This window comes from Pseudomonas sp. SBB6 (assembly GCF_024213215.1).
Classification (GTDB): Bacteria; Pseudomonadota; Gammaproteobacteria; order Pseudomonadales; family Pseudomonadaceae; genus Aquipseudomonas; species Aquipseudomonas donghuensis.
Genome location: NZ_JANAVH010000001.1, coordinates 384,047 through 403,000, shown reverse-complemented (window position 1 = coordinate 403,000; position 18,954 = coordinate 384,047). Strand labels below are relative to the sequence as shown.

Sequence of the window (18,954 nt, the reverse complement as noted above, 5' to 3'; positions counted from 1 at the left end):
GCAAAGAGGTAGTTTATGGACAAATCTTCACTGTTCCAAGCAAGGTGGGCTTGGGGTCCCTTGATTCTCTGTACGGTTTTGCCCGTTGCGCTACTGTGTTTCTGGTTGTGGCCGTTTGGCCAGATCATCTGCCTGACTTTCGACGAATGGCTGTTTCACCTGCTCAATCGACCACTGGCCGACAATAACACCTGGCGTTACATCTGGACCGTCGGCAGCCTGCGTCCGTTCGATATCGTCGTCGGCCTGATCCTGCTCAGCCTGCTGATCCGCGGCGATTGGGTGTTCAAGGCCAGCCAGGTGCGCCAGGCCTTCTTCGGCTTCTTCGCCACCCTGGTGCTGCTGCTGGTGATTCGCGCCGTGTTCTCGAAATGGATGAACGCCATGGGCTGGCAGCACAACAGCCCGTCGATGGTATTCAGCGATGCCATCCACCTCAGCGATTTCTACCCGCACCTGGAAGCCCGCTGGGAGCTCAAGGACCGCTCCAGCCAGAGCTTCCCCGGTGACCATGCCTCGGTGCTGCTGATCTGGGCGATGTTCATGAGCCTGTTCAGCCGCACGCTGCTGCAGCAACTGCTGATCTGGGCCCTGGCGCTGTTGTTCATGCTGCCACGCCTGGTGGCCGGTGCGCACTGGGGCCAGGACGATTACATCGGTGGCGTGCTGATGGCGGTACTGGCCCTGGGCTGGAGCTGCTACACCCCGTTTGCCGCCAAGGCCAGCGCAGCCTTGATGCGCCTGACCGCACCGTTGTTCGACCTGCTGGCGCGGTTGCCACTGCTCGGGCGCCTGAACGTGATCGACTCGCGCACTTAACCGGCGCTGTCATGCAACTGATGCAGCTGGCGCCGCTGTTTCTTGGTGGGCCGGCCATCGGTACTGACACCCAGGGCGCCGGCCTTGCGCATAGCCGCAGCCTGTTCACGGCGGGCAATGCTCTGCGCGGTTTCCTCGTACAGCGCCTGGGCCTCAGGCGCGCCGCGGCGCACCACCGACAACGCCTTGACCACTACCGTGCGCTCGTCGAAGCCAGTGCGCAGCACGAACTCATCGCCCACCCGCGGCTCCTTGCCCGGCTTGCAGCGCTCGCCCCGGCAATGCACCTTGCCGCTTTCAATGGCCGCCTTGGCCAGCGCCCGGGTCTTGTAGAAGCGCGCCGCCCATAGCCATTTGTCCAAGCGGACCTTGTCGTCCTCTTCCGGCTTTTGTGCCATCACATTTCCCCACTTATTTTCGTAAAGAGAACTGTACTACCGTATCTGGCGGATGCAAAAAACACGCGGCGTGCTTACAGTTCACCGACCTGTCGCTCACGCCCATTCTGGAGCCTGACGACTTTCTACGCTGGTTGAGCATTTTGAAGACATTTGACCATTTGACCGTGATCGGCCTGCGCGAGTGGGTGGCCCTGCCGGACCTCGGCCTGGCCGGCTTGCGGGCCAAGATCGACACCGGCGCCAGCACCTCGAGCCTGCATGCCACCGAAGTCGAGCCCTTCGAGCGCAATGGCGAGCAGTGGGTGCGTTTCAATGCCCACCTGGGTTCGGTGGTACAACTGCGGCACCGGCGCTGCGAGGCGCCACTGGTGACGATGAAGACCATCAAGAGCTCCAACGGCCAGGCCCAGACCCGCTACGTCATCCGCACGCCGTTGGCGCTGGGTGACCGGGTGTGGGAGGTGGAGTTCACCCTGGCCTGCCGCAAGGCCATGCGCTATCGCCTGTTGCTCGGTTCCAAAGCCCTGATCCATGGCCAGTTGGTGGTCAACCCGGGGCTCAAGTACGTTCAGGACAAGCCGGCATTCCCGGCCACTATCACTCCCTCCACAGGTGTTGCATGAAGATCGCCGTGCTGTCGCGAAACCCGCGTCTGTATTCCACTCGTCGCCTGGTCGAAGCCGGTACCGAACGAGGCCATGAGGTGGTTGTGATCGACACCCTGCGCGCCTACATGAACATTGCCAGCCACAAGCCGCAGATCCACTACCGTGGCAAGCCGCTGGAAAACTTCGACGCGGTGATCCCACGGATCGGCGCTTCTGTAACCTTCTACGGCTGCGCGGTACTGCGCCAGTTCGAAATGATGGGGGTGTTCCCGCTCAACGAATCGGTGGCCATTGCCCGCTCGCGGGACAAGCTGCGCTCGTTGCAGCTGCTGTCGCGTCGGGGGATCGGCCTGCCGGTCACCGGCTTTGCCCACTCGCCGGACGATATCCCCGACCTGATCCAGATGGTCAATGGCGCGCCGCTGGTGATCAAGGTACTCGAAGGCACCCAGGGCATCGGTGTGGTGTTATGCGAAACCACCAAGGCAGCCGAGTCAGTGATCGAAGCGTTCATGGGCCTGAAGCAGAACATCATGGTCCAGGAGTACATCAAGGAAGCCGGCGGCGCGGACATTCGCTGTTTCGTGGTCGGCGACAAGGTCATCGCCTCGATGAAGCGCCAGGCCAAGCCCGGTGAGTTTCGCTCCAACCTGCACCGCGGCGGCAGCGCCAGCCTGATCAAGATCACCCCGGAAGAGCGCATGACCGCCATCCGCGCGGCCAAGGTCATGGGCTTGAGCGTGGCCGGGGTGGATATCCTGCGCTCCAATCACGGCCCGCTGGTGATGGAGGTGAACTCCTCGCCGGGCCTGGAAGGCATCGAGGTCACCACCGGCAAGAACGTCGCCGGGATGATCATCGAGCATCTGGAGAAGAACGGCGGGCCGAACCTGACCCGCACCAAGGGCAAAGGCTAGCGCCTAAACGGCGTCGCGCGGCAGCATCAGGCCTAGCGGTAGCCGCACCCGCGCCTCCAGGCCGCCGCCTGAACGGTTGCGCAACTGCACATTGCCGCCGTGCTGGGCGGCGATTCGCTTGACGATCGCCAAGCCCAGCCCGGTGCCCTTGCCGCTACGGGCACGGTCACCGCGAATGAACGGGTTGAAAATGCCCTCCAGTTCGCCCGGGTCGATCCCGGCACCACGATCCAGCACGCTCAGCACCACATAGGGCGCCCCCCCCTCGCCCGAGACATAGGCAGCCACTTCGACACCCTTGCCGGCGTGATGGAGGGCGTTGCCAATCAGGTTGTTGAGCAGGCGCTTGAGCGACACCCGGCGCAGCGGGAATGGCGGTATCGGCTCCAGGCACAGGCGCACCTGCTCCTGCGGCTGGTTGAACGGCGCCACCACCTCACGCACCAGCTCACTGAAGTCGACTTCTTCGACCGGCTCATCGCGACCATCGCGGATGAACGCCAGGAACTGGTCGAGGATCGCGTCCATGTCTTCGATATCGCGGACCATGTCGTCGGTCAGGTCGCTTTCGTTGGCCAGCAGCGACAGCGACAGGCGCAAGCGCGTCAGCGGTGTGCGCAGGTCATGGGACACCCCGGCCAGCATCAGCTCACGCTCGCGTCCGGCCTGCTCGACATCCTCGGCCATCTGGTTGAAGGCGCGGTAGACCTCGGTCATCTCGCTGGGCGTGTCGCTGATCGGCAGCCGCACACTGCGCCCCTGGCCCAGTTGCCGGGCGGCGAACACCAGGCGCTTGAGCGGCTGATTGAGTTGGCGCACGAAGATCCACGCCGAAGCGGTGGATAACAGGCCGATGGCCAGGAACCAGCCGAGCACGCTCCAGATCTTCTGCCCGCGCAGCGGATGCGGATACAGCGGCACCTTCAGCCACCCATCACCCAGGCTCGGCGCCCGCACCCACAAGGCTGGTGGCGCATGCACGCGCAGGCGCACTTCGGTGTCGGTGCCAAGCTCGGCCTGCATCTGGCGCTGGTAGATCTCGCTGTACGGCCAGTGCTGCTCACCCTCGGGAACACCCGAACCCACCACGCGGATCAGCCCTGCCGCCTCGGCGATCTTGTCACGGTCGGACTCATCGGCGGCCCAGTAGGCACGCAGGGTCAGGGCAACACCGTGACTGTATTGCCGGTCGACCAGCACGTCCTCGTTCATCAGCAGGTACACCAGGGTCAGTGCCTTGGAGAACAGCACGACGATCAGCACCAGCCAGAGCGTGCGGGCGAAGAAGCTTTGCGGGAACCACAGGGGCGTTTTCATCGACAACGGCTACACACTTTGCGGGCGCGAGCGGGGCTCGCAGGCTTTGCGAAGTAGTGCACAGGCAAAAACAGGGCAACCCAAAGGTTCGCCCTGCTTGCGGTGAGCTACTTCTACAAACGGAACATCACTTGCTGGCATTGCCATCCGGCACGAACACATAGCCTACACCCCAGACAGTCTGGATATAGCGTGGCTTGGACGGGTCGGGTTCGATCATCCGGCGCAAGCGCGAGATCTGCACGTCGATGGAACGCTCAAGCGCATCCCACTCGCGGCCACGGGCCAGGTTCATCAATTTGTCGCGGGTCAGCGGCTCGCGCGCATGCATGACCAGCGCCTTGAGCACGGCGAACTCCCCGGTGGTGAGCATGTGCACTTCTTCGCCGCGCTTGAGTTCACGGGTGGCCAGCGACAGCTCGTAGTCGCCGAAAGTGACGGTTTCGTCCTCGCTGCCCGGCGCGCCCGGTACTGCAGGCGCCTGGCGGCGCAGCACGGCCTTGACCCGGGCCATCAGTTCGTCGGGGTTGAAAGGCTTGGACAGGTAGTCGTCAGCGCCCAGCTCCAGGCCCTTGATGCGGCTCAGCTCATCGCCCTTGGCGGTGAGCATGATGATCGGGATCTGGTTGTTCGCGGCGCGCAGGCGACGGCAGGCGGTCAGGCCGTCCTCGCCAGGCAGCATCAGGTCGAGCACCACCAGGTTGAAGACTTCGCGGGCCAGCAAGCGATCCATCTGTTCGGTATTGGGTACTGCACGAGCACGATAACCCTTGCTGGTGAAGAATCGTTCCAGCAGGCTGCTCAGGCCCGGGTCGTCGTCGACGATGAGAATTTTTTCGCCTTCGGCGTTTTGTGCAGTGCTGCTCATGGATAGCTCCTCTAATCTCGGCACGCATTATGGCTTAGCCATCAGTGGCCGTGCCGTGTGCATTGTTAGCAGATTTTTCCCCGGGTGCCAGTGTTGCCAGGCCGACAACTGGCCCGCTGCTATCACCGCAAGCCGGACGCGCTGGGTATAATGCGCCGCTTTCAGCCAGCGCCGCATTGACCACAAGCGCTCTACAGCGCCCGCCCGCGGCCTTTGTATTCACAATTTGTCAGGTGGTTTTATGGACAGCATCAACAGCCGCATCGCCGAGGAACTCGGTGTCCGCCCACAACAGGTCGAAGCGGCCGTGGCTCTACTTGATGAAGGTTCGACCGTACCTTTTATCGCCCGTTACCGGAAAGAAGTCACCGATAGCCTGGATGACACCCAGCTGCGCCACCTGGAAGAGCGCCTGCGCTACCTGCGCGAGCTGGACGAACGGCGTGTCAGCATCCTTGCCAGCATCGAAGAGCAAGGCAAGCTGACCCCGGAACTGGCCCGTGAAATCAAACTGGCCGACACCAAGACCCGCCTCGAAGACCTGTACCTGCCGTACAAGCAAAAACGCCGCACCAAGGGCCAGATTGCCCTGGAAGCCGGCCTCGGCGAGCTGGCCGACGGTTTGCTGAGCGACCCGCAACTGAGCCCTGAAGCCGAAGCCGCGCGTTTCGTTGATGCCGAAAAAGGCGTGGCGGACGTGAAGGCGGCCCTCGAAGGCGCCAAGTACATCCTCATGGAGCGCTTCGCCGAAGACGCCAGCCTGCTCGACAAGCTGCGCAGCTTCCTCAAGCAAGAGGCGGTGCTCAGTGCCCGCCTGGTGGCTGGCAAGGAAGAGGAAGGAGCGAAGTTTCGCGATTACTTCGAACACGACGAACTGCTCAAGAGTGTGCCGTCGCACCGCGCCCTGGCGATTTTCCGTGGCCGCAACGAAGGCGTGCTGGCCGCTTCGCTGAAAGTCGGCGAAGAGCTGCCGGGCACCCTGCACCCGTGCGAAATGATGATCGCCGAACGTTTCGGCCTGCAGAACCAGAACCGTCCTGCCGACAAATGGCTGGCTGAAGTGGTGCGCTGGACCTGGAAGGTCAAGCTCTATAGCCACCTGGAAACCGACCTGTTCGGCGAGCTGCGCGACAACGCCGAAGGCGAGGCGATCAACGTCTTCGCCCACAACCTGCACGACCTGCTGCTGGCCGCCCCGGCAGGCCCGCGTGCCACCCTGGGCCTGGACCCGGGTCTGCGTACCGGTTGCAAGGTCGCCGTGGTCGATGCCACCGGCAAGCTGCTGGACACCGCCACCGTCTACCCGCACGTGCCGAAAAACCAGTGGGACCAGACCATCGCCGTGCTCGCCGCGCTGTGCGCCAAGCACTCGGTGGAGCTGATCGCCATCGGTAACGGCACCGCCAGCCGCGAAACCGACAAGCTCGCCGCCGAGCTGATCAAAAAATACCCGGCATTGAAGATGACCAAGATCATGGTCTCCGAAGCCGGCGCTTCGGTGTACTCGGCCTCGGAGCTGGCGGCCAAGGAGTTCCCGGACCTCGACGTATCGATCCGCGGCGCCGTATCCATCGCCCGGCGCCTGCAGGACCCGCTGGCCGAACTGGTGAAGATCGACCCGAAATCCATCGGTGTCGGCCAGTACCAGCATGACGTTTCCCAGTTGAAACTGGCCCGTGGCCTGGATGCGGTGGTCGAGGACTGCGTGAACGCCGTCGGCGTCGACGTCAACACCGCCTCGGTGGCCCTGCTCGCGCGCATCTCCGGCCTCAACAGCACCCTGGCACAGAACATCGTTGCCCACCGCGATGCCAACGGCGCCTTCAAGACCCGCGCCGCGCTGAAGAAAGTCAGCCGCCTGGGCGAGAAAACCTTCGAGCAGGCCGCCGGCTTCCTGCGCGTGATGAACGGCGACAACCCGCTGGACGCCTCCGCAGTGCACCCGGAAGCCTACCCGTTGGTGCAGCGCATTGCTGCTGAAACCGACCGCGACATCCGCTCGCTGATCGGCGACAGCGGTTTCCTCAAGCGCCTGGACCCGAAGAAATTCACCGACGAAACCTTCGGCCTGCCGACCGTTACCGACATCCTCCAGGAACTGGACAAGCCCGGTCGCGACCCGCGTCCGGAGTTCAAGACCGCCGAGTTCCAGGAAGGCGTCGAAGACCTCAAGGACCTGCAACTGGGGATGATCCTCGAAGGCGTGGTGACCAACGTCACCAACTTCGGTGCGTTCGTCGATATCGGCGTGCACCAGGATGGCCTGGTGCACATCTCGGCGCTGTCGGAGAAGTTCATCAAGGACCCGCGTGAAGCGGTCAAGGCCGGCGACGTGGTCAAGGTCAAGGTCATGGAAATCGACATTCCGCGCAAACGCGTCGGCCTGTCGATGCGCATGAGCGACACCCCGGGCGAGAAGATCGATGGCGCCCGTGGCAGCCGCCCAGGCTCGGCCCCACGCCAGCCCAGCGCTCCAGCCCGCGCCAAGGAAACCCCGGCCCCGGCCAACAACGCCATGGCCGCGCTGTTCGCCAACGCCAAGCAGTTGAAGAAGAAGTGATGACGGTTCCCGACGAAGTCGTCTTCAGCGCCTTCAGCCAACTGCTCGGCTGCCGCCTGCAACACCTGGAAGCAGGGGTTGCCGAGGTGGCCATGGCCCTGGAGCCGCACCTGCGCAACCGGGGCGGCAAGCTGCATGGCGGGGCGATCTTCAGCCTGGTGGACACCACCATGGGCCTGGCTTGCTCCAGTTCCCATGGTTTCGACCAGCAGAGCGTGACCCTGGAATGCAAGATCAACTACCTACGCGCGGTCAGCGAAGGTGAAGTGCTGTGCGTTGCCCGGGTGCTGCATGCCGGGCGGCGCACGCTGGTGGTCGACGCCGATGTACTTCAGGGCGACAAACTGGTGGCAAAAGCGCAGGGGACATTCGTCGTCCTCTAGCCGCAAATGGCCAAACTGCGGTACTTTCGGCAGAGCGCAGGCGCTGCCGAAAGCCGGCCACAACCAGGCGACAACGCCAGTTCCTCTGTCCACCCTTGTAGACCGTCATCTCCACCCCCATATTGGGGCGACTGACGCGTGAAGGAATCCATCTTGAGCGAACTTCTCAACCGCCGCCTGAGCCTGCTCGGCCAAGGCGACAACCTCTCCCTGCTCAAGCAGTGCCTGCACGGCATCGAGCGTGAATGCCTGCGTGTGACCGAGGAAGGTCGTCTGGCCCAGACTCCGCACCCCGAAGCCCTCGGCGCGGCGCTGACCCACGAGCAGATCACCACGGATTATTCGGAGTCGCTGCTGGAGTTCATCACCCCAGCCCTGGCCGACCCGGCGCAGACCCTCGAAAGCCTGGAAAACATCCACCGCTTCGCCTACACCAAGCTTGGCAACGAGTTCCTCTGGAGCCCATCGATGCCTTGCCCGCTGCCGGCCGAGGAGGACATTCCGATCGCCTGGTATGGCACCTCCAACATCGGTCAGCTCAAGTACGTCTACCGCAAGGGCCTGGCCCTGCGCTACGGCCGCACCATGCAGTGCATCGCCGGGATTCACTACAATTTCTCGCTGCCAGAAAAACTCTGGCCGCTGCTGCGTGCTGCCGAACACAGCACGGCGGATGATCGTGACTATCAGTCGGCGGCCTACATCGCCCTGATCCGTAACTTCCGCCGCTACAGCTGGCTGCTGATGTACCTGTTCGGCGCCTCGCCGGCCCTGGACGCCGGCTTTTTGCGCGGTCGCCCACACCAGCTCGAACAGTTCGACGTCGACACCCTGTACCTGCCCTACGCCACCAGCCTGCGCATGAGCGACCTGGGTTACCAGAGCAACGCCCAGGCCGGCCTGACGCCGTGCTACAACAACCTCGCCAGCTATACCGACAGCCTGCGCAAGGCGGTGGCCACGCCGTACGCGCCCTATGTCGAGATCGGTACGCACAAGGATGGCGAATGGGTTCAGTTGAACACCAACATCCTGCAGATCGAAAACGAGTACTACTCCAACATCCGCCCCAAGCGCGTCACCTACAGCGGCGAGCGGCCGATCCAGGCGCTGATGGCTCGCGGTATCCAGTACGTCGAGGTGCGCTGCCTGGACATCAACCCGTTCCTGCCAACCGGTATCGACTTGCCAGAAGCGCGTTTCCTCGACGCCTTCCTGCTGTTCTGCGCCCTGGAAGAAAGCCCGCTGCTGGGCAACCTGGAATGCGGCAACTGCACCAGCAACTTCCTTAGCGTGGTCAAGGAAGGTCGCCGTCCGGGCCTGGAGTTGCAGCGTGATGGTCAGCCGGTCGAGCTCAAGCAGTGGGCCGCTGAACTGCTCGAACGCATTGCGCCACTGGCCGAACTGCTCGACCGCAGCCACGACAGCGACGAACACGCCAAGGCCCTGCAGGCGCAGAAAGCCAAGGTCAGCGACCCGTCCCTGACGCCGTCGGCGCAGGTGCTGGCGAGCATGACCGAGCACCAGGAAGGCTTCAGCCGCTTCGCCTTGCGTCAAAGCCAGGCCCATGCCGAATTCTTCCGCGCCCAGGCCCTGCCGATCGAGCAGCAGCAACGCTTCGAAACGGCAGCGCACGAGTCCCTGGAAGCCCAGGCAAAGCTCGAGCGCGAAGAGGACAAGGCCGACTTCGACCTGTTCGTCAGCGCTTACCAGGCGAGCATCCTGGCGATCAGCAACTGACATGACCCGCACCGCTACCCCGCGCAAACCCCGCGCCCGCAGCCAGGCGAGGATCGATTCGATCCTCGAGGCGGCGCGCACGCTGCTGGCCAGCGAAGGGGTGGCCAGCCTGTCGATCTACAGCGTGGCCGAGCGTGCGCAGATTCCGCCGTCATCGGTGTATCACTTCTTCGCCAGTGTTCCGGCCCTGCTTGAAGCGCTCACCGCCGACGTGCACAGCGCCTTTCGCGCCTGCCTTGAGGCGCCGATTGATGCGGCGGCGTTGAACACCTGGCACGACCTCTCGCGCCTGGTCGAACAGCGCATGCTGGTGATCTACAACGAAGACGCTGCGGCGCGGCAGCTGATTCTGGCCCAGCATGGCTTGAGCGAAGTGACCCAGGCTGACCGCCAGCACGACATCGAGTTGGGCGACCTGATGCACACCCTGTTCGCCGAGCATTTCCAGCTGCCGGTGTTGCCGGATGATGTGGATGTGTTTGCTTTGGCCATGGAGCTGGGCGATCGGGTGTATGCCCGTTCGGTGCAGTTGCACGGGCAGATCACGCCGCGCATGGCCGAGGAAGGGATGCGGGTGTTTGATGCGTATCTGGGCTTGTATCTGCCGCCGTTCCTGCCTAAACGCTGACGGCCCTATCGCCGCCAACGCCGGCTCCCACAGTGGGCATGTGCCGGGCTGTTGTGGGAGCCGGCGTTGCCGGCGATGCAAGGCGCAGCCTTGCCAATTCACTCAGAGCTTGGCAATCGACACTTCAGTCGACTTCACAAAGGCAATTACCTCACTGCCAATGGTCAGCTCCAGCTCGCGCACCGAGCGGGTGGTGATCACCGAAGTGACGATCCCCGAGGCCGTTTGCACATCGATTTCCGACAACACCGGGCCTTCGAGGATTTCCTTGACGGTGCCTTTGAACTGGTTACGTACGTTGATCGCTTTGATAGTCATCTGCTTGGTTCCTTACAGGTCAGAGAGCCCAACGCAATTGCGTCGGCAAAGGTGCGACAGGTTCCGGCTCGGGCGGTGTGCCCGGGATCGACAGAACCCGGTTGAGTACTTCGGTTTCCAGTGCGGCCAGGCGGTGTGAACCGCGTACCCGCGGGCGTGGCAGGTCGACGTTGAGGTCCAGGCCCACTTCGCCGTCTTCGATGAGGATCACCCGGTCGGCAACCGCCACCGCTTCGCTTACGTCGTGGGTGACCAGCAACACGGTAAAACCATGCTGGCGCCACAGCCGTTCGATCAACTGCTGCATTTCGATACGGGTCAGCGCATCCAGCGCGCCCAAAGGCTCGTCGAGCAGCAACAGGCGCGGCTGGTGAATAAGGGCGCGGGCCAGGGCCACACGCTGCTTCTGGCCGCCCGACAACGCCGCCGGCCATTCATTGGCACGCTCGGCCAGGCCGACCGCCTCCAGCGCTTCAAGGGCTCGCGGCCGCCAGTTGCCCGACAGGCCCAGGCCGACGTTGTCGATGACCTTCTTCCACGGCAGCAAACGCGCTTCCTGGAACATCAGGCGGGTGTCTTCCTGGGCTTCGCTCAGCGGCGCAGAACCTGCCAGCAGCTCGCCGCCACTGGGTTGGTCGAGCCCGGCCAGCAAGCGCAGCAAGGTGCTCTTGCCGCAGCCGCTGCGCCCGACAATGGCGACGAACTGGCCGGCCGGAATGTGCAGGTCGATGTCGCGCAGCACCTGACGCTGGCCGAAGGTTTTCTGCAGGTTCTGCGCCGCCAGCGGAATCCCGCGTAGCAGCCGCAGTGGTGGTTCCTTGAGGATGGTCATGCGCCCTCTCCCCTGCTCGGTTGATAGGCCGGATGCCAGCGCAGCCAGACTCGCTCAAGGCCGCGTGCGGCCAGGTCGGCAAGCTTGCCGAGCACGGCATAGAGGACGATGGCCAGCACCACCACATCGGTCTGCAGGAACTCGCGGGCGTTCATCGCCAGGTAGCCGATGCCGGCGTTGGCCGAAATGGTTTCGGCCACGATCAACGTCAGCCACATGAAGCCCAGGGCAAAGCGCACACCGACCAGGATCGATGGCAAAGCCCCCGGCAGAATCACCTGGCGAAACAGCTCAAAGCCGGACAAACCATAGCTGCGGGCCATTTCCACCAAGGCCGGATCGACGTTGCGGATGCCGTGGTAGGTGTTCAGGTAAATCGGGAACAAGGTGCCCAGGGCCACCAGGAAAATCTTCGCCGACTCGTCGATACCGAACCACAGGATCACCAGCGGGATCAGCGCCAGGTGCGGCACGTTGCGAATCATCTGCACCGAGCTGTCGAGCAGGCGCTCGCCCCATTTCGACAGGCCGGTGATAAAGCCCAGCGCCAGGCCGATGGCGCCACCAATCAGAAAGCCGACGGCTGCCCGCCAGCCGCTGATTGCCAGGTGGGTCCAGATCTCGCCGCTGCGCACCAGCTCGACGCCGGCGCTCACTACCGCGCTCGGCGCCGGCAGGATCCGCGTCGACAGCCAGCCGAGGCTGACTGCCAGTTGCCAGACCGCCAACAACAGCAACGGCAGCGCCCAGGGCGCCAGGCGTTGCTGCCAGGGAGTGGATGAACGACTCATGGCCCGGTCCTCAGCGCTGCGCCGAGGATTTGGGCAGGATGTCGTTGGCGACCATCTCGCCGAACGGGCTCACGTAGCCACCGCTTTTCGGCAGCTCCGGGCGCTCCACATCCAGGTGCGGGAACAGCAGCTCGGCGACCCGGTACGACTCTTCCAGGTGTGGATAACCGGAGAAAATGAAGGTGTCGATGCCCAGCGCCGCGTATTCCTTGACCCGTTCGGCCACGGTCGGGCCATCGCCGACCAGCGCCGTACCGGCACCGCCACGCACCAGGCCGACACCGGCCCAGAGGTTGGGGCTGACTTCCAGATTGTCGCGGTTGCCGCCATGCAGCGCGGCCATGCGTTGCTGGCCGACCGAGTCGAAGCGCGCCAGCGAGGCCTGGGCCCGGGCAATGGTGTCGTCGTCCAGGTGCGAAATCAGCCGCTCGGCGGCCTGCCAGGCTTCGGCGTTGGTTTCACGCACGATCACGTGCAGGCGGATGCCGAAACGCACAGTACGGCCTTGCTTGGCGGCCTTGGCGCGCACCTGTTCGATCTTCTCCGCCACCGCTGCCGGCGGCTCGCCCCAGGTCAGGTACAACTCGACCTGTTCGGCTGCCAGGTCCTGCGCGGCCTCCGAAGAGCCGCCAAAGTACAGCGGCGGACGCGGCTGCTGGATCGGCGGATAGAGCAGCTTGGCGCCTTTGACCTGGATGTGCTGGCCGTCGTAGTCGACGGTTTCGCCTTCCAGCACCCGGCGCCAGATGCGGGTGAATTCCACCGAGGCCTGGTAGCGCTCTTCGTGGCTGAGGAACAAGCCGTCACCGGAGAGCTCTTCCGGATCGCCACCGGTCACCAGGTTGAACAAGGCCCGGCCACCGGAAAGGCGATCCAGGGTTGCTGCCTGACGCGCCGCCACGGTCGGCGAAATGATCCCCGGACGCAGGGCCACCAGGAACTTCAGGCGCTGGGTCACCGGAATCAGCGAAGCGGCGACCAGCCAGGAGTCCTCGCAGGACCGCCCGGTCGGGATCAGCACGCCGCCAAAGCCGAGGCGGTCAGCCGCCTGGGCAATCTGCTGCAGGTAGCCGTGATCGACGGCGCGCGCGCCTTCGGCGGTGCCAAGGTAATGGCCGTCGCCATGGGTTGGAAGAAACCAGAATACGTTGAGGCTCATTGGAGTTGTCTCCTAGGGGTGGCGCAGACCGGGGCGGCGCCCCGGCGCGGGCAAATCGTCAAGGGGCGCTGGCGACCTTGGCCGGCGGTGTCCAGATCACGTCCTTGATGCTCAACGGCTTGGGAATCAGCTTGAGCGTCTTGAAGGTGTCGGCGATCTTCTGCTGGGCGGCGATCACTTCCGGGGTGAGGAAGGCGGCGCCGTAGCCCTGGCGCTTGACCGAGGTCAGGGTGATGTCGGCGGGCAGGCCGAGCAGCGGTGCGACCTGGTCGGTGACTTCCTGCGGGTTGGCCTTGGACCACTCGCCCACCGCGCGCACTTCATCGACCAGCGCGCTGATCACTTCAGGGTGCTTCTGCGCGTAGGGCTTGGTTGCCAGGTAGAACTGATGGTTGTCGACGATGCCCTGGCCGTCACGCAGGGTGCGGGCCTGCAGCTGCTGCTCGGCAGCGGCCTGGTACGGGTCCCAGATCACCCAGGCATCGACGCTGCCACGCTCGAAGGCGGCGCGGGCATCGGCGGGCGGCAGGAATACCGGCTGGATGTCGCTGTACTTGAGGCCGGCGTCTTCCAGGGCGCGGACCAGCAGGTAGTGAACGTTGGAGCCTTTGTTCAGCGCGACTTTCTTGCCCTTGAGCTCCTTGACCGACTGGATTGGCGAACCCTTGGGCACCAGGATGGCTTCGCTGTGCGGCGCTGGCGGTTCGTAGGCGACATACAGCAGGTCGGCGCCAGCGGCCTGGGCGAACACCGGCGGCGTTTCGCCGGTCACGCCGAAGTCGATCGAGCCGACGTTCAGGCCTTCGAGCAGTTGCGGGCCACCGGGAAACTCAGTCCATTGCACCTGCACGCCCTGGGCGGCAAGGCGCTTTTCCAGCGTGCCCTTGGCCTTGAGCAGCACCAGGGTGCCGTACTTCTGGTAACCGATACGCAGGCTTTCAGCCTGGGCTTGAGTAATGGCGCCGAAGGACACAGCCGCAGCAAACAGAGCGACCAGACCACGACGCAAAATGACAGTGCGCATAGCGCTCTCCTTTGCTGTTGGGGTTCAGGCTGCACCTGCTTGCCCGTTGGCGGGCGAGTAAGGTGGGAACTACAGGTAGCGGGTGGTACGCCTCAGATGCTCCAGCGAGCACTGAGCAGACGTTCATTCAACACGCCCGGCGCGACCGGCTTGGGGCGACGCGCCAGGGCGCTGTGAAACAGTTCTAGGGATTCGAGCAGACGCTGCTCCAGGGCCGGCGCCAGTTGCGCGGCGGCGCTGCCTTCGCCGTAGGCGATCTGGCTGTCGTCGGCGAAGATCCCTTGCAGGGTCTCCTCGGCCTTGAGTGCCGACAGCACCGGCTTGAGCGCGTAATCCACCGCGAGCATATGGGCGATGCTGCCTCCGGTTGCGATCGGCAGCACCACCTTGTGGCTCAGGGCACGCTCGGGCAGCAGGTCGAGCAGGGTTTTCAGCGCACCGGCGAACGAGGCCTTGTACACCGGGGTAGCAACCACCAGGCCATCGGCCTGTTCTACCAATTGCAGAAAGTGCTGCACCTTGGGGCTGTCGAAGCGCGCATGGAGCAGGTCTTCGGCCGGAAAATCCCGCACCTGGAAAGTCACCACTTCCACGCCCTGGCCTTGCAGCCACTGGCGGCTGCGCTCAAGCAGGACGCCGGAGCGCGAACGCAGGCTGGGACTACCACCGAGAGAAACAACCAGCATTGGAACGCATCCTTGATCGTGTTCTAGAGGGCCGCGAGTTGAAGTTCTCGCTGGAGTGGAGTGACCTTAACAGCTCGATACATATACCTATAAATCATATTTTTTCATTTGTTTATTCCTTGTAGAACTATAAGAGCATCGCGGGGCAAGCCCGCTCCTACAGGTCTTGGGGGCAATAAAAAAGGGCCGTAAACGGCCCAAAATCCCTGCTATGGCTAAAGATCAACGATTGGGTTGCGGGGTCAGGCGCAGGTACGGCTTGACCGCCCGGTAACCCTTGGGAAAGCGGCGTTTGATTTCCTCTTCATCCTTGAGCGACGGCACGATCACCACCTCGTCACCGTCCTGCCAGTTGGCGGGGGTGGCAACCTTGTGGTTGTCGGTCAGCTGCAGCGAGTCGATCACCCGCAAGATCTCGTGGAAGTTGCGCCCGGTGCTGGCCGGATAGGTGATGGTCAGGCGGATCTTCTTGTTCGGGTCAATGACGAACAAGGAACGCACCGTCAGGGTGTCGCTGGCATTGGGATGAATCAGGTCGTAGAGGTCGGAGACTTTGCGATCGGCATCGGCCAGGATCGGGAAGTTGACGATAGTGTTCTGGGTTTCGTTGATGTCTTCGATCCAGCGGTGGTGCGAATCCACCGGGTCCACCGACAGGGCGATGGCCTTGACCCCACGCTCGGCGAACTGCTCTTTGAGCTTGGCAGTGAAGCCCAGTTCGGTGGTGCACACCGGGGTAAAGTCGGCCGGGTGAGAAAACAGCACGCCCCAGCTGTCGCCCAGCCATTCGTGGAAGCGGATCTTGCCGGCGCTGGAATCCTGTTCGAAGTCGGGGGCGATATCGCCGAGTCTGAGGCTCATGGTGCGGCTCCTTGGCTGGGTTCGTTATGGCTTCACTGTGCCTGCTTCGTTGTAAAATTAAAAAGAATAAATATCGATTTATTTATAACTAATAAATCTAATCTGGTGCAGGCAAAAAAAAGCCTCGCACTGGGCGAGGCTCTCGTTTCAACCCGACTTACATGAAGTTGTAAGTGTAGTTGAAGATCAGGCGGGTCTGATCCTGGTCAGCGCTGGCTTCGTTACCAGCACCGCGGTACACACCATGACGCAGGCTGGCGCCCAGGCCTTTGAGAGTACCTTCCTGAATGACGTAGTCGATGCGAGCATCGCGTTCCCATTCGTTGTAGCTGCCGTTACCGGACTTGTAGCGAATGTCATCACCACGCAGGTAGGCAACCGAAGCCTTCAGGCCCGGCACGCCCAGGCGTGCGAAGTCATAAGCGTACTGACCAAAGGTGGTGTTCTCACCCGCTTTGGCAAATTGGTTGATCATGCTGTCGGTGAACAGGTAGAAGCTGGCGCCAGCGGCACCTTCGTTACGACCGTTGCCGTCAACTACGTTGCCCTGGTTCAGCCAGACGAAACCACCGTCATCGCTGATCTGCTGGTGACCGACCATGAGCGAGTGACCACCCAGGGTATAGGTGAACATTGCGCTCCAGGTTTTGTTGTCAACTTCACCGGCATTCTTGGCGTAGCCGTTGTTGTTGTTGAACGCATAACCGGCTTCGCCGTTCTTGCCGTCGCTGCGGCTATCGAAGTAGCGCAGGTCGGTCTTGAACGACTGGTCGTTGGCGATCGGATAAACGTGAACCAGGCCCAGGAAGTGCTGCTTGTAGAAGTCTTCCAGGTTCGAGTAGTAGTACTGCAGGGTCAGGTCTTTGGTGACCTTCCAGTCGCCGCCGGCGAACTGGAACTTGTTGCTGTCCTGGGTACCACCGGCAACGGACAGACCGGTGCGGTTGCTCGAAGCACGGCCCATGGCGTGGGTCAGCTGACCGGCGTTCAGGGTCAGGTTGTCGATTTCCTTCGACTGAATAGTGCCGCCTTCAAAGGTTTGTGGCAGCAGACGGCCGTCGTTGGATACCAGGATTGGCAGGGCTGGCGCCAATGCACTACCGAAATGCGCTTCGGTCTTGGAGAAGCGCGCCTTGGCGTTGCCGCCGATACGGGCCCACTGGCTGGAGGCCGAACCATCGGTATCGCTTGGGAAGAAGCTGCTGTTATCAGGGTGACGACCACGGCCGCCATCCAGGTGGATGCCCCACAGCGCCTGGACGTCAACGCCGAAACCTACGGTACCTTCGGTGAAACCCGACAAGTAGTCGAGCTTGAAGCCCTGACCGACTTCACGGTTGTCACCACCACGGTTGTTGGCCGGAGTGTGAACTTCGCGGTTGTCGTTGTTGAAATACATGGTGCGGGAACTGAGCGACAGCTTGCTGTCTTCAACGAAACCGGCAGCACCCGCTTGCTGGGCCAGAACCCCAACGGCCACGGCAAGTGCCAAGGTGGACTTGTACATGTTTTGCTCCTCTACGTTCTAATTCTTGTGTGTCGCTTACGGCAGGATCTTTGTGTCCCGCTCGACGTCGATTGGCGATTAGCACCAAAGGGTGACCGTCTAGTCAATCGTAACTATTCATTTCACTACTTTGGTCTAATACGCCAACGGTGGGGGTGAAGGATAATGACAATCCTATAAATCCAAAAAGACTTATTTCGTAATTTTTCAGATTATTACGGAATATGATCCAAATTTTTCTCCGCTGCCGTTATCGGCACCTAAGCTAATTCCTAAAGGGTATTTTGAAGCGATTTTTTAGATCGCTTAGCTTTGTCGAGCCTCCCCCTTTCGACAAGGCAGCCCCATGGCCAGACCATGATTGCCTTTCCTTTGTACCCCGGCCTTGACCAGCATCACTTTTGCCGCCCAGGCCGATGAAGCCAGCACCTTCCCAGAGCCTTAAATCAATTGGCTCCTAAGCTAATGCAAAAAAGTTATTTATTTTAACTTTCTTAGATCATCTAGTCTTATTTCACCCCAACACAACCGCCCGCCTGACAAGGAGTTCACCATGACCCTGCATGCTCCCCTGCGCTTGTTCGCCGCCCTGACCCTGGCCGGCACCAGCTGGTTTGCCCAGGCGGCCGACCTGACGGTGGCCTACCAGACCACCGTGGACCCGGCGAAAGTCGCCCAGGTCGACGGTACCTACGAGAAAACCAGCAAGGCTGACATCGACTGGCGCAAGTTCGACAGCGGCGCCGACGTGATCACCGCCGTGGCCTCTGGCGATGTACAGATCGGCTACCTCGGTTCCAGCCCGCTGGCCGCTGCCGCGACCCGCAAGCTGCCGGTGGAAACCTTCCTGATTGCTACCCAGATCGGCGCCGCCGAAGCCCTGGTCGCCCGCGATGGTGCCGGCATCAATTCGCCGCAGGACCTGATCGGCAAGAAGATCGCCGTGCCGTTCGTATCCACCGGTCACTACAGCCTGCTGGCCGCGCTCAAGCAATGGAACATCGACCCGGCCAAGGTGCAGATCCTCAACCTCGCGCCACCGGCAATCATCGCCGCCTGGAAGCGCGGCGACATCGACGCCACCTACGTCTGGGACCCGGCCCTGGGCGTGGCCAAGGAAAACGGCAAGGTGCTGATCACCTCCGGTGAGCTGGCCGCGAAAGGCGCGCCGACCTTTGACGCCTGGATCGTGCGCAAGGACTTCGCCGCCAAGCATCCGGAGATCGTCAAGGCCTTCGCCAAGGTCACCCTGGATGCCTACGCCGACTACCGCAAAGACCCGCAAGCGTGGCTGGCGAACAAGAGCAACGTCGACAAGCTGGTGAAGCTCTCCGGCGCCAAGGCGGCTGACATCCCCGGCTTGCTGCAAGGCAACGTGTTCCCGCTGGCCGCCGACCAGGTTGCAGCGCTGGGCGCACCGACCACCCAGGCGATCACCGACACCGCCACGTTCCTCAAGGAGCAAGGCAAGGTCGAGGCGGTGCTGCCGGATTACGCGCCCTACGTCAGCGCCAAATTCATCGCCAACTGAGACT

The 18,954-nt window shown here is 62.6% G+C and carries 19 protein-coding genes; 8 read left to right on the top strand and 11 right to left on the bottom strand.

What is annotated here, in order from left to right:
• Window positions 1-15: 15 nt before the first annotated feature.
• On the top strand, window positions 16-819 hold the full coding sequence (locus NLX68_RS01965; RefSeq protein ID WP_254282429.1) for a phosphatase PAP2 family protein: 804 nt from the start codon (window positions 16-18) through the stop codon (window positions 817-819).
• Here NLX68_RS01965 and NLX68_RS01960 read toward each other — a convergent pair.
• Window positions 816-1,217 (bottom strand): RNA-binding S4 domain-containing protein, encoded by a 402-nt coding sequence (locus tag NLX68_RS01960; RefSeq protein WP_010221236.1) that lies wholly within the window; start codon window positions 1,215-1,217, stop codon window positions 816-818. The genes NLX68_RS01965 and NLX68_RS01960 overlap by 4 nt on opposite strands.
• Before the next feature lie 143 nt (window positions 1,218-1,360).
• On the opposite strand from NLX68_RS01960, the gene NLX68_RS01955 reads away from it, so the two are divergent.
• Together NLX68_RS01955 and rimK are read left to right on the top strand one after the other, a co-directional pair.
• Entirely contained in the window at window positions 1,361-1,843 is a 483-nt protein-coding gene (locus tag NLX68_RS01955) for an ATP-dependent zinc protease (protein WP_010221235.1), read from the top strand.
• A complete protein-coding gene (gene rimK, locus NLX68_RS01950) occupies window positions 1,840-2,745 on the top strand; it encodes a 30S ribosomal protein S6--L-glutamate ligase (protein ID WP_010221234.1) in 906 nt (301 codons plus the stop codon). Before NLX68_RS01955 ends, rimK begins: the two co-directional genes overlap by 4 nt.
• A 3-nt stretch (window positions 2,746-2,748) precedes the next feature.
• Here the strand turns inward: rimK and NLX68_RS01945 are convergent, their stop codons facing one another.
• Both NLX68_RS01945 and ompR read right to left on the bottom strand, forming a co-directional pair.
• On the bottom strand, window positions 2,749-4,062 hold the full coding sequence (locus NLX68_RS01945; protein ID WP_254282427.1) for an ATP-binding protein: 1,314 nt from the start codon (window positions 4,060-4,062) through the stop codon (window positions 2,749-2,751).
• A gap of 127 nt (window positions 4,063-4,189) precedes the next feature.
• Window positions 4,190-4,930 carry a two-component system response regulator OmpR gene (ompR, locus tag NLX68_RS01940; protein WP_010221232.1) on the bottom strand — a complete coding sequence of 247 codons (741 nt, stop codon included), beginning with the start codon at window positions 4,928-4,930 and terminating at the stop codon, window positions 4,190-4,192.
• Between the two features lie 241 nt (window positions 4,931-5,171).
• Between ompR and NLX68_RS01935 the strand changes: the two genes are divergently transcribed.
• The 4 genes from NLX68_RS01935 to NLX68_RS01920 all read left to right on the top strand — a co-directional run bounded on the left by NLX68_RS01935 (window position 5,172) and on the right by NLX68_RS01920 (window position 10,241).
• Window positions 5,172-7,490, top strand: coding sequence for a Tex family protein (locus NLX68_RS01935; RefSeq protein ID WP_254282425.1), 2,319 nt, complete (start codon window positions 5,172-5,174; stop codon window positions 7,488-7,490).
• Window positions 7,490-7,873, top strand: coding sequence for a PaaI family thioesterase (locus NLX68_RS01930; protein WP_010221230.1), 384 nt, complete (start codon window positions 7,490-7,492; stop codon window positions 7,871-7,873). Before NLX68_RS01935 ends, NLX68_RS01930 begins: the two co-directional genes overlap by 1 nt.
• 153 nt (window positions 7,874-8,026) lie before the next feature.
• Window positions 8,027-9,613, top strand: a complete 1,587-nt coding sequence (gshA, locus tag NLX68_RS01925) for a glutamate--cysteine ligase (protein WP_254282423.1) — start codon at window positions 8,027-8,029, stop codon at window positions 9,611-9,613.
• Window position 9,614: 1 nt separating this feature from the next.
• Window positions 9,615-10,241 (top strand): TetR/AcrR family transcriptional regulator, encoded by a 627-nt coding sequence (locus NLX68_RS01920; RefSeq protein ID WP_010221228.1) that lies wholly within the window; start codon window positions 9,615-9,617, stop codon window positions 10,239-10,241.
• Between the two features lie 102 nt (window positions 10,242-10,343).
• Here NLX68_RS01920 and NLX68_RS01915 read toward each other — a convergent pair whose 3' ends face one another.
• The 8 genes from NLX68_RS01915 to NLX68_RS01880 form a co-directional block, all read right to left on the bottom strand.
• The gene (locus NLX68_RS01915; protein WP_010221227.1) at window positions 10,344-10,559 is read right to left on the bottom strand and encodes a molybdopterin-binding protein; all 216 of its coding nucleotides are present in this window, start codon (window positions 10,557-10,559) and stop codon (window positions 10,344-10,346) included.
• A 19-nt stretch (window positions 10,560-10,578) separates the two neighbouring features.
• A complete protein-coding gene (gene ssuB, locus NLX68_RS01910) occupies window positions 10,579-11,391 on the bottom strand; it encodes an aliphatic sulfonates ABC transporter ATP-binding protein (RefSeq protein WP_254282421.1) in 813 nt (270 codons plus the stop codon).
• Window positions 11,388-12,182, bottom strand: a complete 795-nt coding sequence (ssuC, locus tag NLX68_RS01905; RefSeq protein WP_254282419.1) for an aliphatic sulfonate ABC transporter permease SsuC — start codon at window positions 12,180-12,182, stop codon at window positions 11,388-11,390. The genes ssuB and ssuC overlap by 4 nt, the downstream gene beginning before the upstream one ends.
• Window positions 12,183-12,192: 10 nt before the next feature.
• Window positions 12,193-13,341, bottom strand: coding sequence for an FMNH2-dependent alkanesulfonate monooxygenase (ssuD, locus tag NLX68_RS01900; protein ID WP_010221224.1), 1,149 nt, complete (start codon window positions 13,339-13,341; stop codon window positions 12,193-12,195).
• Window positions 13,342-13,399: 58 nt separating this feature from the next.
• The gene (locus tag NLX68_RS01895; protein ID WP_010221223.1) at window positions 13,400-14,365 is read right to left on the bottom strand and encodes a sulfonate ABC transporter substrate-binding protein; all 966 of its coding nucleotides are present in this window, start codon (window positions 14,363-14,365) and stop codon (window positions 13,400-13,402) included.
• A gap of 92 nt (window positions 14,366-14,457) precedes the next feature.
• Window positions 14,458-15,051, bottom strand: a complete 594-nt coding sequence (ssuE, locus tag NLX68_RS01890; protein ID WP_254282417.1) for an NADPH-dependent FMN reductase — start codon at window positions 15,049-15,051, stop codon at window positions 14,458-14,460.
• A gap of 222 nt (window positions 15,052-15,273) precedes the next feature.
• A complete protein-coding gene (locus NLX68_RS01885) occupies window positions 15,274-15,912 on the bottom strand; it encodes a peroxiredoxin (RefSeq protein WP_036994929.1) in 639 nt (212 codons plus the stop codon).
• A 157-nt stretch (window positions 15,913-16,069) separates the two neighbouring features.
• Window positions 16,070-17,419 carry an OprD family porin gene (locus NLX68_RS01880; RefSeq protein ID WP_254282415.1) on the bottom strand — a complete coding sequence of 450 codons (1,350 nt, stop codon included), beginning with the start codon at window positions 17,417-17,419 and terminating at the stop codon, window positions 16,070-16,072.
• Between the two features lie 553 nt (window positions 17,420-17,972).
• On the opposite strand from NLX68_RS01880, the gene tauA reads away from it, so the two are divergent.
• A complete protein-coding gene (gene tauA, locus NLX68_RS01875) occupies window positions 17,973-18,950 on the top strand; it encodes a taurine ABC transporter substrate-binding protein (RefSeq protein WP_036994925.1) in 978 nt (325 codons plus the stop codon).
• Window positions 18,951-18,954 lie beyond the last annotated feature (4 nt).

Excerpts from the sequence above, each read along its gene's own strand:
- NLX68_RS01965 (WP_254282429.1), top strand. The coding sequence starts at position 16 with ATGGACAAATCTTCACTGTTCCAAGCAAGGTGGGCTTGGGGTCCCTTG.
- NLX68_RS01960 (WP_010221236.1), bottom strand. The coding sequence starts at position 1,217 with ATGGCACAAAAGCCGGAAGAGGACGACAAGGTCCGCTTGGACAAATGG.
- rimK (WP_010221234.1), top strand. The coding sequence starts at position 1,840 with ATGAAGATCGCCGTGCTGTCGCGAAACCCGCGTCTGTATTCCACTCGT.
- NLX68_RS01945 (WP_254282427.1), bottom strand. The coding sequence starts at position 4,062 with ATGAAAACGCCCCTGTGGTTCCCGCAAAGCTTCTTCGCCCGCACGCTC.
- ompR (WP_010221232.1), bottom strand. The coding sequence starts at position 4,930 with ATGAGCAGCACTGCACAAAACGCCGAAGGCGAAAAAATTCTCATCGTC.
- NLX68_RS01935 (WP_254282425.1), top strand. The coding sequence starts at position 5,172 with ATGGACAGCATCAACAGCCGCATCGCCGAGGAACTCGGTGTCCGCCCA.
- NLX68_RS01930 (WP_010221230.1), top strand. The coding sequence starts at position 7,490 with ATGACGGTTCCCGACGAAGTCGTCTTCAGCGCCTTCAGCCAACTGCTC.
- NLX68_RS01920 (WP_010221228.1), top strand. The coding sequence starts at position 9,615 with ATGACCCGCACCGCTACCCCGCGCAAACCCCGCGCCCGCAGCCAGGCG.
- NLX68_RS01915 (WP_010221227.1), bottom strand. The coding sequence starts at position 10,559 with ATGACTATCAAAGCGATCAACGTACGTAACCAGTTCAAAGGCACCGTC.
- ssuB (WP_254282421.1), bottom strand. The coding sequence starts at position 11,391 with ATGACCATCCTCAAGGAACCACCACTGCGGCTGCTACGCGGGATTCCG.
- ssuC (WP_254282419.1), bottom strand. The coding sequence starts at position 12,182 with ATGAGTCGTTCATCCACTCCCTGGCAGCAACGCCTGGCGCCCTGGGCG.
- ssuD (WP_010221224.1), bottom strand. The coding sequence starts at position 13,341 with ATGAGCCTCAACGTATTCTGGTTTCTTCCAACCCATGGCGACGGCCAT.
- NLX68_RS01895 (WP_010221223.1), bottom strand. The coding sequence starts at position 14,365 with ATGCGCACTGTCATTTTGCGTCGTGGTCTGGTCGCTCTGTTTGCTGCG.
- ssuE (WP_254282417.1), bottom strand. The coding sequence starts at position 15,051 with ATGCTGGTTGTTTCTCTCGGTGGTAGTCCCAGCCTGCGTTCGCGCTCC.
- NLX68_RS01885 (WP_036994929.1), bottom strand. The coding sequence starts at position 15,912 with ATGAGCCTCAGACTCGGCGATATCGCCCCCGACTTCGAACAGGATTCC.
- NLX68_RS01880 (WP_254282415.1), bottom strand. The coding sequence starts at position 17,419 with ATGTACAAGTCCACCTTGGCACTTGCCGTGGCCGTTGGGGTTCTGGCC.
- tauA (WP_036994925.1), top strand. The coding sequence starts at position 17,973 with ATGACCCTGCATGCTCCCCTGCGCTTGTTCGCCGCCCTGACCCTGGCC.